This is a genomic window from Pontibacter ummariensis (assembly GCF_900188175.1).
In the GTDB taxonomy this organism is placed as follows: Bacteria; Bacteroidota; Bacteroidia; order Cytophagales; family Hymenobacteraceae; genus Pontibacter; species Pontibacter ummariensis.
Genome location: NZ_FZOQ01000026.1, coordinates 25664 through 43794, shown reverse-complemented (window position 1 = coordinate 43794; position 18131 = coordinate 25664). Strand labels below are relative to the sequence as shown.

Genomic DNA, 18131 nt, shown 5'->3' with positions numbered 1-18131 from the left:
AACATAATGCCTTTTATACCAGCTTTTATGTAAGACTGAGGAAACATTGATTGCCCCAAAAGGACAGTAACTATCATTCTCTTTTACAGCCAGACAACAAGTAACTTTTACGGTTATATTTTTTATTGTTTTCATTCAATTTATTTGATTTTTACAAAAATTTGTAGCTAGGTGGTTAAGGAGTTGTTAAAGATTGTAAAGGAATAAAATGCTTTAGTAAACAAATATTACTAAAGCAACAGTTTAGCTTCTTATTATGGCCTTATAAAGACTGTTAATAAATTTATATGTACTAGCCCTCGGATTATAAGGCCAGTACTTTCTGCAAGTATGCCTATAGTTTCTTGATTGCTATGTAGCAATGGTGTCATCTTTGACGCATTGCTAACTAACCTTATAGAAAGAAGAGAGGACGACGCGACATTATTCCTGATAAACCGCCTACAGTTCAACAGAAGGCTTGAAGCGCCTATAAAAATGGATAGATAATTATAACTAGTTATTTAAATAGGGTAATATTAATTGACAGCTGTACTGACTCTAGCTTAAACTCTTTGAGTACAGCATCTCGTTTTATACCTATATGATTATAATCATGAATGAATCTAGCGATTAAACCTATCTTAGCTGAAAACCTATACTCAAGTCCAGCAAGTGCACCAACACTATGCTCTTCAACATCCTTGGCAGCATCCACAAAGCCTGCATTCGTCCGTTCTTTTGCCTATACCATTTAATCAAAACAAGAACCTGCCACAAGAGAAACCGGGGTGTAAGTTCATACTTTATGAGAAGAGGCAGTGAAAAGTATCTGAGCCAATAGGAAGCTCCTTCTCCTTTCTCTTCATCCCTTATATCGGTATATAAGTACTCTTACTGCATGTACTACTTCTTGTATAAAGGGATTTCTAGTAAGAGACCACCTGCAAAACCAGGCTTCCATGCTGACTCAATTGGAACAGAGGGCCTGGGTAACCCTTGTTAAAGTTTGTTTGATAACCCAGCACCTATTTTGAAGCCAAAGCTCACTTTTTGTGGACAATCTGGAGCACCTTGACTGGCATTAGCTACTGCGGCAAGTTCCAATATAGTCGTAGCTGCCCCCGTTTTTACAGGTGCATCTAATGTTAGTAACACTTTGCTTTGAAGCTACTATAGGAAAATATAACAGACAAGCAAGATTGTTAACAGAGCGTAGGGCTTGTTGAGTCCATATAATTTTGAAGATATACAAAGAAACCTACTTAAGAGCAGCATAGAGTTCATGTTAAACTTGTAGTTAAGTGAGGCTCTTGCTTTGGGCCAAGCAAGTTCTCTTTCTCCACGCAATTTTTAAGAACTAGCTTCTCATACGCCTCCATAATCTTTTCTATTGACAAATGTTCTTCGGCATAGGCACGGGCATTCTTTCTTATATTATCATGGTTATCCGTTACAGCTCTCCATATTGCTTCGTTGAGTGCCTGCTGATTTTCAGGCTCAATCAAGAGCCCTATGTTATGCTGGCTTACAGACGAGTGCAGGCTAGTTCCCTTGTGTGCGGTTATCAGTGCTAACCCGCCAACACCTAGAACAGTTGTAAGCTTTGAAGGCATCACCAGATCACTGGCATTTGCCTTTTGAATTACAAGGTGAACATCTGCTATATTTAGGAAAAGGTTAAATTTTTCGACAGGTTGGATAGGAAAGAACACAAGGTTATTTAACCCTAAGTCCTTAGCAATAAGGCATAATTTTTGTTTATAAGGGCCTGATCCACATATCAAAAACTTTAGTTCTTTGTGATTTTCTAGCGCCTTAGCCGCGAATAAAATAGCTTCCAAGCCTTGCTTTTCACCTATTGCCCCCGAATAAAGAACAATCTTGTCTGCTGGACTTAAACCGAACTCTTCTCTAAGCTTTGCCTGGTCTCTAATAGGATAAAAAAGCTTACAGTCTGTCCAGTTCGCAAACAAGTAAACATCCTTTTTCGCTTTGATTCTGATTTTGCGTACCATTCCTTCAGAAATGCTACTAATCGCATCAGACTGACTAAAGATGTACCTTTCTAATTTGAATAAGGTGGTTAAAACTATTTTTGACTTGATCATCTCCAAGTCCCTGGCAGCTTCAATTTGTAAGTCCTGTACATGATAGAGTAACATGGCCTTTCGGATTTTTTTATAAAACACACCTAAGAGGCCAAACTGAAAACAAGGCACCACGGTAACCACATAGTCGAACTTCTTCTGAAAAAGTAGTTGTAACAACTTTATAAACGAAGAGATAAGGAACGATACATCAAGCAACATACGCTTAAAACCAGTAGGCACAGAAGGAATATACATTGGACATCTGTTTACCTTCACGCTCCCTCCCTCAAAACGTTGGCACTCTACGCTATACCAGTTCTTCTTGTGGGAGTATGCTTCAGCAACTCTCCAGTGTGGGTAATATGGATAAGAAGTAATAACTTCACAGTCATATCCCTTTCGTGCCAACCAAGCAACCATTTCTCCACTGTATTTTCCTATCCCTGTGGGTTCTGGATAATAATTGTACCCAATGAACAGTATTCTCCGCCTCATATTAAAAGAGCTTAATTATTGTGCTACAATTAAGTACAGGATTATACAAATGAGCCGAGCCTCAGATACGGCCTAATAACGTTGCTTTATTTAGATGTGCTTTATAAATAAACTAATACGATAAGGCGCAGCAGTTAGTTGAATTATTCTTAATTATTATTGAATCATACACATAAAAATTCAGACCTATAGCAAAACAAATTTTACTATGTCATCAAGCAGATTAATTATCGCTAAAAAAGGGAGCATAGGAGATGCGTAAAAGAGAAAGAAAAAAAGGGAAGCCTTCTTAAGGCGACGATAAGAAAAACTCAGATACCCCACCTGGGATAAGGTATAAGCTAAGGAGCTATAAATAACAAGGTCTCAACATTCTATAAAAAGCTTTTACCTCAGTTAACCTGTTTATCTAACTTCTTTCGTAAAGGGGAACAGTATGTTAAAAGGGGAAAAGCACTCCTAAATAAACAGAACTGAACAAGGATATGCATTACATGATTTCTCTCTCTGAAAAGACCTGCTTGAGTGTTTAAGTAAATATTGTTTAATATTGAGCACTTACAGCAACAAGATCAGATCGTTCAGAAATTCCAGGTTGTTTAACAACTGTAGGCATAAATAAATACCTTAGTACGCTATCCAATAAGGCAGGAGGATATACACTTTTACAAAGCCAATAAGCCGTTTTACTTTAACCACTTACTGCATTCAATTAAGTAATCTTGGCATTAATCTGTAAGAGTGCACCTATCCTAACCTATCATATTACGGGCCCGAACGTACGTTGCAGGATTACCTGAATATACCCCCCCAGCCTCAAGGGTTTTACTCGTTACCGAATTAACAGTAAGAATTGCATGTGACTCACATACTACTCCAGGGCAAACAACTGATTTAGCTCCAATCCAAACACCATCCTCCAGTACTATACTACCAAAACGATATGGAAAGCTTTCAACCTTATAGTCGTGGTTACCTGTAAGTAACATTGCTCCTTGAGACACGCATACATTATTTCCTATTTCAACATCTACAAAGTTTTCAATCCATACCGACTCACCTAACCAGCTATTCTCGCCAATAGATAATTTCCAAGGATACTTAATTCTAACATGAGGCTTAACTACTATGCCTTTGCCTACTTTAGCACCAAAAAGTATAAGAAGGTTGCGTTTAAAATTGGAAGGATAAGCTAGCCCACTATCAAAGAACAAATAGCTTACGAGGTACCATAATGCTATTTTCCACAATGGCCCTGCGTTATAATCTCCTGTATTAAACTTAGACAGGTCAATCTGTGCTTGCTGAAGAAATATAGCATCCATAAGTTATATATATATGTCAATACGTACTTTCTGTCTCTTTTTAAACTACTATTGTTAAGGCAGGCGTCGTTTACTTTCAAATAACTACCGAACTGTTTCTGACATAACATTCAATATATTATCGGAATATTTTTGTTCTGTAAAGGCTGTGCGAGCATAGTTAAAGTTCTGCCTAGAGAAACGATTGACATTAGCTTCTAAACTAGCATTAATGTGCTCCAGGCAAGCTACAATAGCCTTAGAAGATTTCTTTTCTATCAAGAACCCATTTAAGTTCGAAACGGTGTCAGCTATACCTGCGTGCTCTGTACTAACAATAATATTCCCGGTGGCAACGGCTTCTAAAATCGAGATAGGTAAACCTTCCATAGCATAATAAGTAGGTAAAACAAAAACATTAGCGTTATTTAACAGCTTTAGCTTTGCTATACCTGTGACAATTCCAAAATAAGTAAGCTTTTCTTTTAATAAGTCAAACCTTGATTTCACCTCATCCTCCAGACCTGCTTCTATAGCACCAGCAACATATGCTTCAAAATCAACATGCTTCTTGTCAAGTTCTATAAGCGCATCAAGGAACTCTATAATTCCTTTTTCCCTCATTAAATTACTTAAGTAAAGAACTCTTAGTTTATCCACATTCTTCACCACTACTTCTTCATACAGCTCATCTTCTACAAAGTTTGTAACAACAAAAACTTTATTCCCGGACAGCAAACCTTTGAAGTTTTCTTTAAGAGAATCCGTTATCACAATACCAGCAGCAGCTCTTGACACTAGAAAATGGAATATTTTCTTCTTTAAGCCTGTAAGGAGAGAATATTGTGTTCCTAAGAAATTTCCGTGTACATGAATAATATAAGGCTTCTTTAGGTATAAACTGGCAAGTATAAAAGGCGCATATTTAGTAACACCGTAAAATGTTTGCCCTGGCGTGAAGTAGATCAAATCGTATGCTCCTAAGCTATATAAATTTTTATAGTTCTTAAAGAAGTAAAAAGCTTTTTTTAATGAAAATTTTCGACCTTGCTCATTTGTCAAAATGTTTGAGTTAGTATTGATAACATCACATTGCACATTCTTAGTTATCAGATTTTTATATAAAACCTTGTTCGCATTAGAGCAACCTTCAATGGGAGGAGGAACAGGACCAACTATTAGTACTTTCATATTTATCTAATAATTAAGAGTATCAAGCGTTTTCAAAAGGCCTCGCAAGTTTAGCGCATACTGTAGGACAAGAGGAGGTTAGTATGCTATGTACTAGCTTGGCATTGTACTCTGAAGATATAAGCTTTACTAAACTGGATGAACAAGAGCTAATTTTGTCCCTCTTCCCTTTGCTAAAAACAAGGGCCTCTAAGGCCCTTTTAAAATCTTCTACTTTCTCTGACTCACATATCAAGCCAAAGTCAGAAGAGGTAAGAAGTTCCAAAGCAGCGCCAACCTTGTTACTACAAACAACGGGAACATTGGCAGCAATTGCTTCATTGATGACCACTGCCCACCCATCGTATCTGCTAGCAAAGGCAAATATATCTGCTAAAGCAAAGAAAGGGGGAAGCTCTTCCGGATGTTTAAATCCAGCCAGGAATATCCTGTTATCACCATTACATAAAGCCTCTAAATTCTCCCGCTCGGGCCCTTCACCTATTATTATTAGCCTAAGGTCTGGGTGAGCAATACCTTTTACAGCCTTAATTAAAACATCCATCCCTTTTCTGTAAGTAAGAGAACCTGATGATAAGATTATTATTTCATTTTGGCTCTTGTACTGTTTCTTATATTCCAGCAGCTTTTCATTATCTAAACTTTTAAATAGAGTATGATCTATGTTATAAGGAACAACATACTTTGGTAATTTGATATTATACTTGTTAAAGCTTTCAGCTGCTTTCTTTCCTATACAAAACACATAATCGCAACCAACACTTACTATCCGTAACAGTAACCACTTACATACGTGTTTGAGTTTGGAACTGGCTTCGAACAAGGGTTCAGAGTAATAAACAACTCTTTTGGCTCTCAGCTTACTTATAAGAATAGCAAGCATTCCGTTGGCCCCCCAATAAGAGCCTCCTACTATTATGTTCTCACTCTCATCGTTTAGAACAACAGAAAATATTTTCCAACTAAAATGATAATCAATTACCCAATTTTGAAAGATTTTAGCAATAAAGTTGTCTTTTAAAACAACTACTTCAAATTCCTCATCTTCCATGGAAAAGTTCCAGGAGCGGTTGTTCTCCGTAATAGAGTAAAAGATGACCTTAAGATAAAAGTGTTTCGCTAACTCCCTAAAAAAAGATATTTGATAGGGAGTTGGTATGTTCGTATAAAAAGACAAAGTTGGCCTCTGAAGCATAATGTACAAGTCAAGAGTTTATCCTTAAAGCATAGATGATATCTGTACCTCATTCATTTATAGCAACCCTGAAAGCTCCTTGGAAAACCTTTCTAAGCAAAATTGTTTAACGGTTGGTATACAGTTCGCCGACATAAACTGTAGGAACGAAGGGTTTTGTAGTATTTCAAGAACAGATTCAGCTAGGGACTCAGTAGAGCAACTTGCCATCTCTATACCGTTAATCTGGTGTTCAACAACTTTACCGCAATTTGTACTGGCAATTACAGGAAGTTGCCAAGCCATTGCTTCCAGTTGAGTCAAACCAAAACCATCAGAAAAAGTCGGGAAAAGAAATATATCTGCTAACTGGTAATGCAAGTCCGTTTCAGCTCTAGTGGATACTCCTTTGTAAGTCACGTTGCTTAGTTCCAGGGATGCCCCAAAAAGCTCGCTTTGACCAACAAGAACAAACTCTACAGGATAGGTTTTAAGGTATTCTGCAACATTTAGCACTAAATGGATACCCTTTCTTACAGAAAGGGTCCCTAAGAACAAACAACGTAAAGGTCTACTTTCACTAAAAAACTTGGGGAATTCTTTTTTAAAATTTAAGTGTTTGTCTTCAAGCTTAAAGGGTAGAGGTATTACGCAGATTTTAGAAGGGCTTATCCCCTGTTCAGTTAACTTGTTTTTACTCCATACAGAATTAACCATAATACAATCTGCTAAGCCGCACTCCTCTCTCCAACTATGCCAATAGGAGTCAGGCGCTGGTTCCCACTTTGTCGGGCAATTGTATGTATTCTGCTCTACTAACTGTGATACTATTTCCTCTTCTCTATATCCGGGATCTATCTGAAACAATACAGTTCTTTGTCCTCTTTTTTTCGCCGCTTTAAATACTTCAAGCGACGTGTAACTGGTACCAAAGACAGTGCTTTCATTCGGAAACTTTCGTAGTTCATTCACAGTTTTTTGCTGAAACACCCTGTTTCTAAACAAAATACGGCTCCACTCCTGTTGATATGCTATTCTTAAATAAAGCTCAAAGAATATAAACGACAAGCTGTACGAGCTTACATGCTTACTAATGATCTTATCACAGTACCTGTTTGATAAAGATCTTACCTGACGCAAAGGAACCTTTATCAAGAATGTCCTACATATAGCAGATGATATCCAAGTATCTGTAATAAGTCCGGCTAACTTACCTCCTTGTTCCATAGCTGTAGGAATAAGGTAATGTGACCTTGCCCCAAGGTGAAAACAGATAAACTTCTTATTCATACAACACCTTTTGTTATTAAGTACTTATTATAGTATCTGATAAAGAGCAGAAAGGGCCAGTAACTCATTAGTGCAATAGCAAAATCACCTGGCAAATCACCACTCCTAAATATGGGAATCATTGATGCAAGTAAAATCCCCACTAAAATAGCCCGAATCTCAGAGTTAAAACGTTGCGTCAGCCTGTAAGCATAAGTAAGCATGATAGCCCATAAAACACTGAAAAAAAAGATGCCTGTTACCCCCATTTCACTATAAAAAACGCCATATAAGGTTGGGGAAAAGCCCGCATTCCAGAATCCTTTCATACCATGTTTTGCATAATAACTCTGCAGCCAACTTGCTAATGGTTTGTTTGGCCATACTTCTCTTGGAACAGGTCTTAAAAATATTCCAATATGGTCCATCCCATATGTATGATCTAACTTTTTAGGAAAAACCTGATGCAGCATCATGAAACCATCAATGAAGTTAACATCTTCCGCTATTTTCATTCTATAGAAGCTGTAATCATATAATTCGCTGAATGTTAAAGCTTCCATTTTCTTGTACCGTAGTACACCAGCGGCAGAAAAGACGAGTAATACTAAATATAAACCTACAAAAAGTAAAAGTACTTTTGGGAGGGGTTTAATTGTTCGAACAATAAAATAACCAACTGGAACCATCCAACTTAAGAACTGAAAACGAATATTTGGGTTATAGGTGATATAAGCTAAGCATATAAATACTACAAGAAACATTAGTTTAGTAGTGTTACTCTTATTTTCATTAAATACAAATAACAAAAAGAATAATATAACAAATGAACTAATCCCAAGTTTAGCAAACTTACCGTAGTTCTGACTAATCAAACCTGATACTACTACTTCAAATACTGTAAATGCAGCCAACCCTACTATAATCAGTTTACTGTTTGATCGGATGAAATCGCCTAAATCCTTATTAGAATCACCTCGCACTCTGGACGGGCTTCTATAAAAAAGGATAAAGCTATAAATCAGTACAGATGTTCCCAGTAGGATAAGTTCGCTTACCTTGTATGCGTACTCCAGGTTAAACACGAAGTAAATACCATAATCAATTTTAACCCAGTCAGAATATCCTAATTCAAGTGAAATAGTTCTATACTCAACAAGCAGGTTGAACAATGCTAAGAAAAAAGGTATTTCGCACTTCCTTTTCATAAAGAAGATAACAGAAACCACCATGTTCATAGCAATAACTATGTATACTACCTCCCTCTCCACTTTCTTTGTAACATTATTCAAACAAGAATTGCAGGTATACAAGCAATTCAATCACTGTTAGATACTACTAACACTAGAATGAGTGCCATGTAAGCTTTCTTAAAGAGATAAATCATCTCTAGAAATGAAAGTGTATTCTAAGCCAGCCTCCATATAACTATATAAATAATAATTTAAACTAAAAAAATAACAATCAAAGCTATAATCAACTAAGGCCAACACTGTTTCAACAGAAATAGACAAAAGTTTAAAACGAAAACTGCAACGTTGCATTTCTACTTCTTACAGACTCTTTAATGTTGCTAAGGATGGAAACCTAAAAATACTTCCAATAAAAGCTGAAGCACTTTCATCTAGGATTTTCTTATTTATTTTGAAAGTGTAATACATCATTACCACATCACCAACTAACAAACCGACTGCCGCAGCACTTAAACCAAAGTACTTCAAAAAGAAGTAAGTAAACATGCTACTGACAACACAGGAGAGTAAAAATAACACTGACTGTTTTGCATGTTGATTTATAGAATACGACAAGAAAGAGCTAGTAGACCATAGTGAACTGGTAATAAGGCTTAATAACAACGTAAAGAACAACAATTGATTTGGCTGCACTTCTCCATGAGTCCAAAACTGTAGTATTAGTTTTCCAAACACCAAAAGAAGAGCAGATAAAAATACAGACAGGACAAAAGCAAGGTTACATGATTTATGATGAATTAATTTTACGAGCTTCATATTTCCACTCCCATAGGCTAAAGCATACTCAGGTGTTATTGCTTTATTTACAACTCCTATAATTTGAGTGCCAACATTTGTGATTGTTCTAGTTGTTGAGAAAACAACGATTGCCGCAGGACTCAAAATTGTACCTATTAGAAAAATGGGAAACTGAGTTCGAGTTGCAAATCCGATAGGCAACAGCAGAAAGGCAAAAGCAGGCTTAAGCATCTCCTTGGCTGCCTGTTGAGAGGAATGTCCCAGGGTAGAGCTAATCCCAAGCTCTAACCATCTATACTTATATTTTATAAGTATAGCCAAGTGTGAAATTTTAACTAACTGAACTGCAACATAACAAGCAGAAACAGCAACAGGCCCAAAACCCAGCAACAACAACGTCACAATAATTAAAAACTCAAAGAAGCGATATACTGCAACTAGAGACATTGATAATGCAAACCTACCAGATGAAGATAGAATGCCACGCAGTAACTCTGCTTGTTGGAATAAGGAAACATATACTGTCAAGAGGAGAAGTATTTTAAAAACCTCTCTGTTGCTAATAATATTCAGATTCAACCAGCGGTTTACGGATTCTAGCCCCAACATGCACAGAATTATGGTTGTTATAGTTATCCCTCCTAAAGCTATCAGTAGGACAAAAGTTGTATGATAATACTGATTAGCTTTAATGTAGTTTTTCTCAGCGACACTTATCGTCATAGAGTTAACTGCAGCTTTTGTAAACCCTAAATCACTTACTGCTATATAAGAGGGGAAAGTATAAAGCAGTATCCACTCCCCATATAGATCTACTCCCCAACAATACAAGTAAAGAGGAACAGAAACTAGCTGAATCACAACATTGCATACCTGCTCTGCCCCGGCAGCGGCGGCTCCTTTTACAAGACGATCTAAAATTGGGTTACTGAAGTTCATTTCGCTCATCCAATTTTATGATACTTACTTTTCAACTTTCGGTACCGTACAAAGCTTTTTACTGAAACAGGCTTTCGCTCAACTTGTGAAAGCCTTATACCATCAAGGATACCATAAATCACCCCACGGGTCTTTTGATATGGCCTCTTTAATTTAAACCCATATAGGATACAGTTTATAGCGCTGGCAGCAATTTGAAAAGGCAAGAAGATAACTGGAACATTGAATACGGCAAACAAGATTAAGTTTCTGCTCCCATAAAAATCCATGCGTTCCCAACTTCTTTTAGTAGACTCATGATGGTGGATCGCATGACCTTTGCCTAGAAGTACTGGAAACCCAAATTGTAAGAGCCTAATACAGAAATCTTCTTCTTCACCTTGATGGCAAAAGGATTCTCTGAAGCCATTTAACCTCAGAAAGATGATCCTGTCCACAATAAATGCACAGCCTTTAAAAGTACAACCTTGCCATAAGCCTTCAGAAGGTGAAACACTTTGAACACAGTTGGAAACTTTTACATCTATATAAGGCCATGCAACTGCTGCACATCTTGTCTCCCGACAGAACTCAGCCATTTCGCTTATAATTCCTGGATGTTCTAAAGTACAATCATCGTCTATTGATAAAACATAAGGGGTGGTGGCTAGCCTTACAGCCTCATTTCTCCTGACAATGTATCCTCGTGACTCCTGATGAGAGTAGAGTGTAACTTCTGGGAAAAGACGCGCAACGTTTTCACTGGTTCCATCATCTGAATTATCATCCATTACTATCACCTTGTGCTTCAGGTCCTGCTTCCGTAAACTCAGCAGGGCCTTCTCCAAGTCTTGCCATCTATTTTTAGTAGAAATCATGACGGTGATCATTTCCTCCGAAAACAGGCTGTTAGACTCTTCTGAACTTTGTGTTTGCATGACTATTAGAATTGATAGCGCCTATATTAGACTTCAAAAAATGTGACACAGCAACTAAGAGGAACTTTTAGCTAAAAGAGTTTTGACTCACTTTTTCACATACCCGTAGCCATACCCATACTTATTACTATTAAACTTTTTAGCTCCGTTCAAGACTATCATAGGTTGCTTAAACTTGTTATTGTAGAGTATGTCATTGATGTTTTCAATTTCATGTTTGGGAGTATAATTGTACCTAACCAAGCAGACTGTTAAGTCAACATATTTAGATAAGCTGAAAGCATCAGACACTTGTCCAACGGGAGCTGTATCAATCAGAATATAGTCGAATTTCTTCTGCAACTCCTCGAACAGCTGTTCGACTCTATTACTCATCATTAATTCAGCGGGGTTAACTGGAATAGCTCCTGAGCCGACTATAAATAAGTTAGGCACTTGGTCTGACTGATTAAGCATCTCTTCAACAGTCACCGTATTGAAGCTAAGGTAGTCGGTGATTCCAAACTCACACGCCAGACCTAAATCTGCTAAAATGCTTTGCTTACGAAGATCAAAATCCAGCACTACAACATTTTTCCCAGTCAATGCTAAACTGGCCCCTAGATTTAAGCTAAAAAAAGTCTTCCCTTCGCCACTTACGCTAGAGGTAACTAATATTACTTTTCTTTCTCCTCCTTGTACTACAAACTGCAGGTTTGTCCTAATGAGCCGGAAGAGTTCAGCTATCGCTGTTTTGCTGGATTCTGAAACAACTATCACATCCTTTGTATCATTATAAGAAACTTCGCCCAGTACCGGAGCTGTAGTTGCCCTCTCAACATCAGCTCTCTGCTGTACTTTTCTGTTAAAAGCGTTCTTAATGAAAATACTAGCTAAAGGCACGCCTAATCCAGCTATAAAAGCCAGTAAAAAAACAGTTTGTTTCTTTGGCTCAACTGGAACACCTTCTATGATGGCTGGCCTAAGGACCAAAGAGTTTGGAGCAGAAGTAGCTAAAGCCAAGGATGATTCCTCTCGCTTTTCAAGTAAATACTTATACAATTGCTGCTTAATTCCTCTTTGCCTGTCAATTTCCTGTAACTCCCGCTCAACTAACGGAACACTATTAATCTTCGCGTCATACAGGTTAGTCCTGTCCTTCAGGTTTCTGCGTGTTAAGACAAGTCCGCCTTTTATATTATGTATGTTCTCTAAAATGTTGACCCGTAAACTCTGTAACTGTTGGTCGATACTTAATATAATAGGATTTATTTTCTCAGTTGTTCTGAGCAATCGTTCCCGCTCAAGTTGTAGTTCATTAAACCTGGATATCAGTTCCTGTAAGGTAGGATCTTCAATGCTAAGCGTACTTGGAACTAACCTATAGCTATTTTCCTTGCTGTTACTGATATACGTCTCAATTGTCTCAAGGACATCAATTTGTACTGACCATTCTGCTAATTGCTTTTGATATGTATTAGATTCTTCTACATATACCTTAGACTGGCTAGCAACATCCGCTAACTTGTTCTGACGCTTGTATTGTTCAACATCCTTTTCAATTTCAATAAGTTCTGCTGATAAGCCGTTCAAGCGATCATCTATAAGCTTAATGGTTGAAGCGGCAATAAGGTTTTTCCCCTCTAACTCTTCTTCCCTGTAATCCTGCATCAACTTATTGATAACGTCTCTTCCTCTTTCAGGCACAGGGTCTGTAATACTAATGTTTAGAACGCTTGCCTTTGCATTAATTGGCTCCACCTTAAGCCAATCGCTGTAATACTTGGCCAAGGTGTTTATGTTTTCAAAGACTACGATAATCTTTTTCTGCTTAGGAGACTTTTGAGGAAAGGCATCTGATGTTAATATTGTAAATGTTCCGTATGGCCTTCTTACCACCTCACCAAATTCAAATTTGAACGTCTTACCACCTTCCTCCAAGTTATAGCTCTTGCCACCATTAAAAGATACCGTGACTTCCCTGCCATAGGCAGTGGAATCTAAACTGTGTGCAACAACTTTAATTGGCAATTCACTACCGTACAGCTCTCTTTCTTTAAGTGATTCTTCAACATAATAGCTAATATTTACTGGAAGCTTACTTAAAACCCTCCGCATCAAACGGTATGATTTCAGAACTTCAATTTCATTATCAAAATTTTTACTAGTCTTAAAAGTGTTTAAGTCGCTGAACGCCGCACTCTCTGATAACTGTCCCTCGTTCCCACTTGTTTTAATTAGCAAGGTTCCACTAATTAAGTACAGAGGGGTTGCATGTTGTATGTACACATAGGCAGTACCCACTGTAATCAGCAGACCTAACAAGAACAAATACCAGTAGCGTACATACTTGAAGAAACTATCGATAAAGCTTTCCTGCTCGTTCTGCCTGTTTCCCATCTTTTGCGCCTCTTTATCTATCATTACCATGTCTTTTTAGGATATTAAAGGAATTACAGAAATAAAGAAACCATAAAAGCACCTAAAGACGCCAATGAAAGCCAGACAGGCAAATTGTATGTTCTAGGGCTTGATTGCAAGGCCTTTGCTTTGTTTGGCTCTACATAAACGATATCGTTCTGTTGCAAATAATAGTAGGGCGAGTTCAGTAAGCTTTTGCTGTTTAAGTTTACTCTAACAGTGCTTCGGACACCATTTGTGTCCCTAATTATCAAAACGCTTTCCCTTTTGCCAAACGGGGTCATATCACCAGCATAACCTAATGCTTCTAAGATATTTACCTTTGCAGCAGGAACTGTCACTACAGATGGGCGGTTAACCTCTCCTATAACTGTTACCTTAAAATTCGTTATTCTAATGTTCACGATAGGCTCCTTCGCATACTTACTTAGAACGGACGCAACTTTTTCAGTTGCTTCTTCCTGGGATAACCCTCCTAATTGAATCTTGCCTATATAAGGGAAACTTATGTTTCCGTTATCATCCACTTGATAGCCCTCATTTAAACTACTACTTGCATTTATACTTTTAGTGTTACTACTCGTCAACATAACACCGCTATTAAATAAGGCGTTTGACTCAGGGCTTTGGCTGCTCATAGTAATACCCAACAGGTCTCCTGGCTGAATTACAGGTTCCTTACTACTAGCTAAATCAGCTTCAAAAACGGCTGTATCTTCTAAATCACTCAGATAAGCGATATTACTTGTTGAACAGGAAGCAAAAAGTAATAGACTGCAAAGGGAAAAAGCTACAACTCTCATAAGGGGGGAAGTTTTGTTAAGGCATATTAACTGTACGCATATTAGCAATAAAAATAAACAAAAAAAATTATTTTATTCACATTTAACCACCCTTTAAGTTTCTATATATAGTTATATTATGCAAAAACCAACTACTTGGCAAAGGCAAGTAAACCCGTATACTTTTACTTGGTGACAGGATTAATACTGTAGTTGCAAAACTTGATTCAATCAACAAAATAAAAGAAAGCTATAGTATCAAACGCTGCTCTCCTCTGGTTTCCAAGTATGCTGTAGTTTGTTCTTTGGCTTAGTAAGTTCTGTTGGGGCATACTCTTACTATACCTCCAATACCCGTTTATGGCTCCAGTGACTTTATGTGCTTACGACAAGACGAGCAAAGCTTTAAAGCTTTGGAAATAAACGCTCTATGTCTGATATTGTTCTTAGAACTGCTACACTCACAAATTGCCCTATCTGGTCATAGAACATAGCAGGTATACATGCTAATAAAGCAACTACACCAAAAGTATCGAGGCTTTAAATGTATATTACTTTACTATTTATATAGTTAAGTAAGGTTCACACACTTATGGCTACACTTCCTGTCTTGTCTGCTTCTTGCTCCATATAAGAATACTTACAAAGTAAAGCGCCAGGCGAATAGTCTTCTTATTAAGTTTCCCAAGGCTACGCTATCATTTATTTATCCTATAACAACGAATTATTCAAGTATAGACTTATAAATATTTAGCATATTTAATTTAAACAGAAATAAAAATGATATAAATCATAAATTTTACAATTATATAACAACTAATAAATTTACAAAGAGTATAATACCTACAGCACTCAATCATACAACTATAAACAATAATATTACTATAATTACAGCTAAACAATTGTGATATAGCTATCCGCCCCGCTTTTGGCACTCAGAATACAGATCTGTTTTACATGAACCTACAGTAGATAAGAAAAAGACTAGTTTCTAATACATGGGGAAAATGTAAGATTATTAAAATGGTGCTGTTACAATATGACTCCTTAAAAACTTAACTCAATTAACTATTAAAATGATGAAAGACTTGTTTAGAAATTCATTCCTTATCGCAGGGCTACTTTTGCTTGTTAATGGCGAAGATCTTGCAGCGCAGGGTAGAAGCAATGAACGGCCTGGTAGAAGCAGTGAAGCAAAAGGCCGGAACAAGACAGTACCTGGGGTTCCAATTGATGGTGGTATTGGAGTTCTTCTTGCTGCTGGAGCAGCATATGGACTAAAAAAGCTCAATGACCACAGGCAAGGTAAACAACCCTGAGTAACATGTGCTAGGCATATATCACATATTACAAGGAAAGCAGTCTCCACGTCCTCTAGTTAAAGGGACTAATGTCTCAAGAGTTCTCTCTATGATTCATCAAAGCAGTTGTATACTACCCGTCCTAATTCAGACCAGCACTTAAGCTTTTAAGTAACAGGGCAGATTGGATTATTTAGTCTAGGAACAGGTAAGGAGGAGGGGGTGATAAGGCTAGCTTAATCTACACTACCCATATCAAGCTCTTCTCCTGCTCTGAAGGCTGCAGAGGGCAAATATTAAATCCACTAACCTATTATCTATTACATACAGGCAATATGTGGTGTCTTCACGATCCTTAAAGAACCTTTCTGATAAGTTTAGTTCAGGTCTTCTAAGAGTACTTAAAAACTTCTCAACTATGTTACAGACTATACAAGCAAGAATGATACTACAGTAGTAATCTCTAGGATGCTTCTAAGCCTTAGCAAAATTAAAAAACTCTAACGTCTTACTATGAGAGCCCAAAAAAGACTACTTCGATTCCTACTGTATACAACCGGCCTTTACTTATCCTGGTTTTTTATACGGGAGTTTTGGCTTAGTAGTATTGATCTTTGGTTAACATATCGAATAGCTGATGCAAGTGCTTGGCTGTTGAGCGTCTTCGGGTATCACACATACACATACCACGTAGGCCATTCTGTCGAAACGATGGGGTCCATGATACAGATTAATGGATTAGATGTTGTTTCGATAGGCCCACCTTGCAATGGTATGACACTAATGGCTTTATTTACTGGGTTTGTTGTTGCTTTCCCTGGCCCAGTTTTAAAGAAGCTCATTTTTATACCCTTAGGGCTACTTGCTATAAATCTGTTAAACATGGTACGTGTGACGGCCCTCGCATTAAACTCACTCTACTATTATCAGACTCTTGATTTTAACCACAAATACACTTTTACTGTTATAGTTTATGCAGCTGTTTTTGCTTTGTGGATGCTGTGGGTAAAGAAGTTTTCAAACCTGAATAACTATGTCTCTCCCTCAACTGTTTAATCTACACCTCAGGTTACTTATTATAGGCAAGTGGCTTTTACTCATTACGTTGATAGTAGCTTTACTTTTGTATAGCTATCATGAAGCTCTTATTTACAAACAACTCTCCGAGTCCTTAAAGAGATTAACTACAGTAGATAGCTTTACAGGTATATTGCCTGATACATACAGCCAGACTTTGAAAGAGCTTATGAAAGGAGGTAGAAGACTTATTATGTTGGGCTACAGACTATTCTTTTGTGTGTTAAGTCTACTTATAGTTCATGTTTACTTCCTAAATTATACCAAGACTAAAGTTGCAACAGTACTATACTCATGTGCTATGCTACTATATCTGTTGCTGTACGGCGTAGCAAAGGGATTTAACTCTGAACCGTTACTATTAGTAGCTATACAAATTGATAGTTTTATATTATCACCAGCCCTAATTATGCTTATTATCCCGGCATTTCATTTAGCAGCTCCCAAAAAGGAGGCTATTTAAGCTTCTTTCTCTTTTCTAACTTTCAGCTTTACTGTTTCACACAATCCTTTATCAGGTCTTCACCAAGTCTTTTCTTTACTGTAGGCTTCTTCAGCATAAACTATTAGAAGCTATCTCATATGGGCTTTAGCAGAATCATCATGCAAGCCAGTAAAACGAAGCTTTGTAGTTCTCGGCTTTATATTTCATCAAGTAACACACCTTCTATAGTTAAATAGCCAAACAAAGAACCTTTTGACCTTCCATCTTCTTTTATAGCACCTCAATTTCCTAGCATCTTATGTCTTTTCCTATGCCTCTATACAGAGCAATCATTTCAATACCTTGCTGACTTAGGACCTGACCCAAAGGATGCGAATTATAAGCTTTATCGTCTATAAGCTTTTCAGGCAGTTGCGCTATAAATCTTTCTCCCAATACACTTTCCACTAGTTTTACTTTGTAGAGAGATGCTGATTGGGCTGAGACAAATAGAACAGTGCCACCAGCGTCTATGACTGCCATATCTTGTCCCTTTGCCTCCATAAAGTTTTGCCAACAGCAGATTCCTTTCTTGACCATGCAGACAGAAAGAGCCATCCGTAAAACATTCGTTCAGGTCCACACCGTCTCTTTCTTGAAGATCCATTGCCAGCGCTTCCACCATTTGCTGCATAACCCCTTGCTCTTGCCACTGATAAAACCTTCTGTAGCAAGTCTGGCAAGAAGCGTAAAAGGCTGGCAAATGGCTCGATTGCGCTCCGATTTCAATGTCGA

General features: G+C 37.5%; 14 protein-coding genes. 3 read left to right on the top strand and 11 right to left on the bottom strand.

Annotated elements, in window-relative coordinates:
* Nucleotides 1-1262: 1262 nt before the first annotated feature.
* The 10 genes from CHB92_RS21005 to CHB92_RS20960 form a co-directional block, all read right to left on the bottom strand.
* Nucleotides 1263-2567: a WcaI family glycosyltransferase gene (locus CHB92_RS21005; RefSeq protein ID WP_089321210.1), complete on the bottom strand. Its 1305-nt coding sequence runs from the start codon at nucleotides 2565-2567 to the stop codon at nucleotides 1263-1265.
* Nucleotides 2568-3319: 752 nt separating this feature from the next.
* On the bottom strand, nucleotides 3320-3892 hold the full coding sequence (locus CHB92_RS21000) for a WcaF family extracellular polysaccharide biosynthesis acetyltransferase (protein ID WP_089321209.1): 573 nt from the start codon (nucleotides 3890-3892) through the stop codon (nucleotides 3320-3322).
* An 84-nt stretch (nucleotides 3893-3976) separates the two neighbouring features.
* Entirely contained in the window at nucleotides 3977-5062 is a 1086-nt protein-coding gene (locus tag CHB92_RS20995; protein ID WP_089321208.1) for a glycosyltransferase family 4 protein, read from the bottom strand.
* 22 nt (nucleotides 5063-5084) lie between these two features.
* The gene (locus CHB92_RS20990; RefSeq protein ID WP_179223126.1) at nucleotides 5085-6113 is read right to left on the bottom strand and encodes a glycosyltransferase family 4 protein; all 1029 of its coding nucleotides are present in this window, start codon (nucleotides 6111-6113) and stop codon (nucleotides 5085-5087) included.
* Between the two features lie 201 nt (nucleotides 6114-6314).
* Nucleotides 6315-7526, bottom strand: a complete 1212-nt coding sequence (locus CHB92_RS20985) for a glycosyltransferase family 4 protein (RefSeq protein ID WP_089321206.1) — start codon at nucleotides 7524-7526, stop codon at nucleotides 6315-6317.
* Nucleotides 7523-8743, bottom strand: a complete 1221-nt coding sequence (locus tag CHB92_RS20980; RefSeq protein WP_245842771.1) for a hypothetical protein — start codon at nucleotides 8741-8743, stop codon at nucleotides 7523-7525. Before CHB92_RS20980 ends, CHB92_RS20985 begins: the two co-directional genes overlap by 4 nt.
* Nucleotides 8744-9058: 315 nt before the next feature.
* Entirely contained in the window at nucleotides 9059-10444 is a 1386-nt protein-coding gene (locus CHB92_RS20975; protein ID WP_089321205.1) for a lipopolysaccharide biosynthesis protein, read from the bottom strand.
* A complete protein-coding gene (locus tag CHB92_RS20970; protein ID WP_179223125.1) occupies nucleotides 10441-11292 on the bottom strand; it encodes a glycosyltransferase family 2 protein in 852 nt (283 codons plus the stop codon). Before CHB92_RS20970 ends, CHB92_RS20975 begins: the two co-directional genes overlap by 4 nt.
* 147 nt (nucleotides 11293-11439) lie before the next feature.
* Complete coding sequence (locus tag CHB92_RS20965; RefSeq protein ID WP_179223124.1) at nucleotides 11440-13755, bottom strand: GumC family protein; 2316 nt, start codon at nucleotides 13753-13755, stop codon at nucleotides 11440-11442.
* A gap of 29 nt (nucleotides 13756-13784) precedes the next feature.
* Nucleotides 13785-14555, bottom strand: coding sequence for a polysaccharide biosynthesis/export family protein (locus CHB92_RS20960; RefSeq protein ID WP_089321202.1), 771 nt, complete (start codon nucleotides 14553-14555; stop codon nucleotides 13785-13787).
* Nucleotides 14556-15610: 1055 nt separating this feature from the next.
* Here CHB92_RS20960 and CHB92_RS26505 point away from each other — a divergent pair.
* The 3 genes from CHB92_RS26505 (at nucleotide 15611) to CHB92_RS26500 (ending at nucleotide 17375) form a co-directional block, all read left to right on the top strand.
* Nucleotides 15611-15853: a PID-CTERM protein-sorting domain-containing protein gene (locus CHB92_RS26505; RefSeq protein WP_106219201.1), complete on the top strand. Its 243-nt coding sequence runs from the start codon at nucleotides 15611-15613 to the stop codon at nucleotides 15851-15853.
* A 495-nt stretch (nucleotides 15854-16348) separates the two neighbouring features.
* Complete coding sequence (gene xrtX, locus CHB92_RS20955) at nucleotides 16349-16891, top strand: exosortase X (RefSeq protein ID WP_089321201.1); 543 nt, start codon at nucleotides 16349-16351, stop codon at nucleotides 16889-16891.
* A complete protein-coding gene (locus CHB92_RS26500; RefSeq protein WP_089321200.1) occupies nucleotides 16869-17375 on the top strand; it encodes an XrtX-associated membrane protein in 507 nt (168 codons plus the stop codon). Before xrtX ends, CHB92_RS26500 begins: the two co-directional genes overlap by 23 nt.
* A gap of 270 nt (nucleotides 17376-17645) precedes the next feature.
* Here the strand turns inward: CHB92_RS26500 and CHB92_RS25920 are convergent, their stop codons facing one another.
* On the bottom strand, nucleotides 17646-17879 hold the full coding sequence (locus tag CHB92_RS25920; protein ID WP_179223122.1) for a hypothetical protein: 234 nt from the start codon (nucleotides 17877-17879) through the stop codon (nucleotides 17646-17648).
* Nucleotides 17880-18131 lie beyond the last annotated feature (252 nt).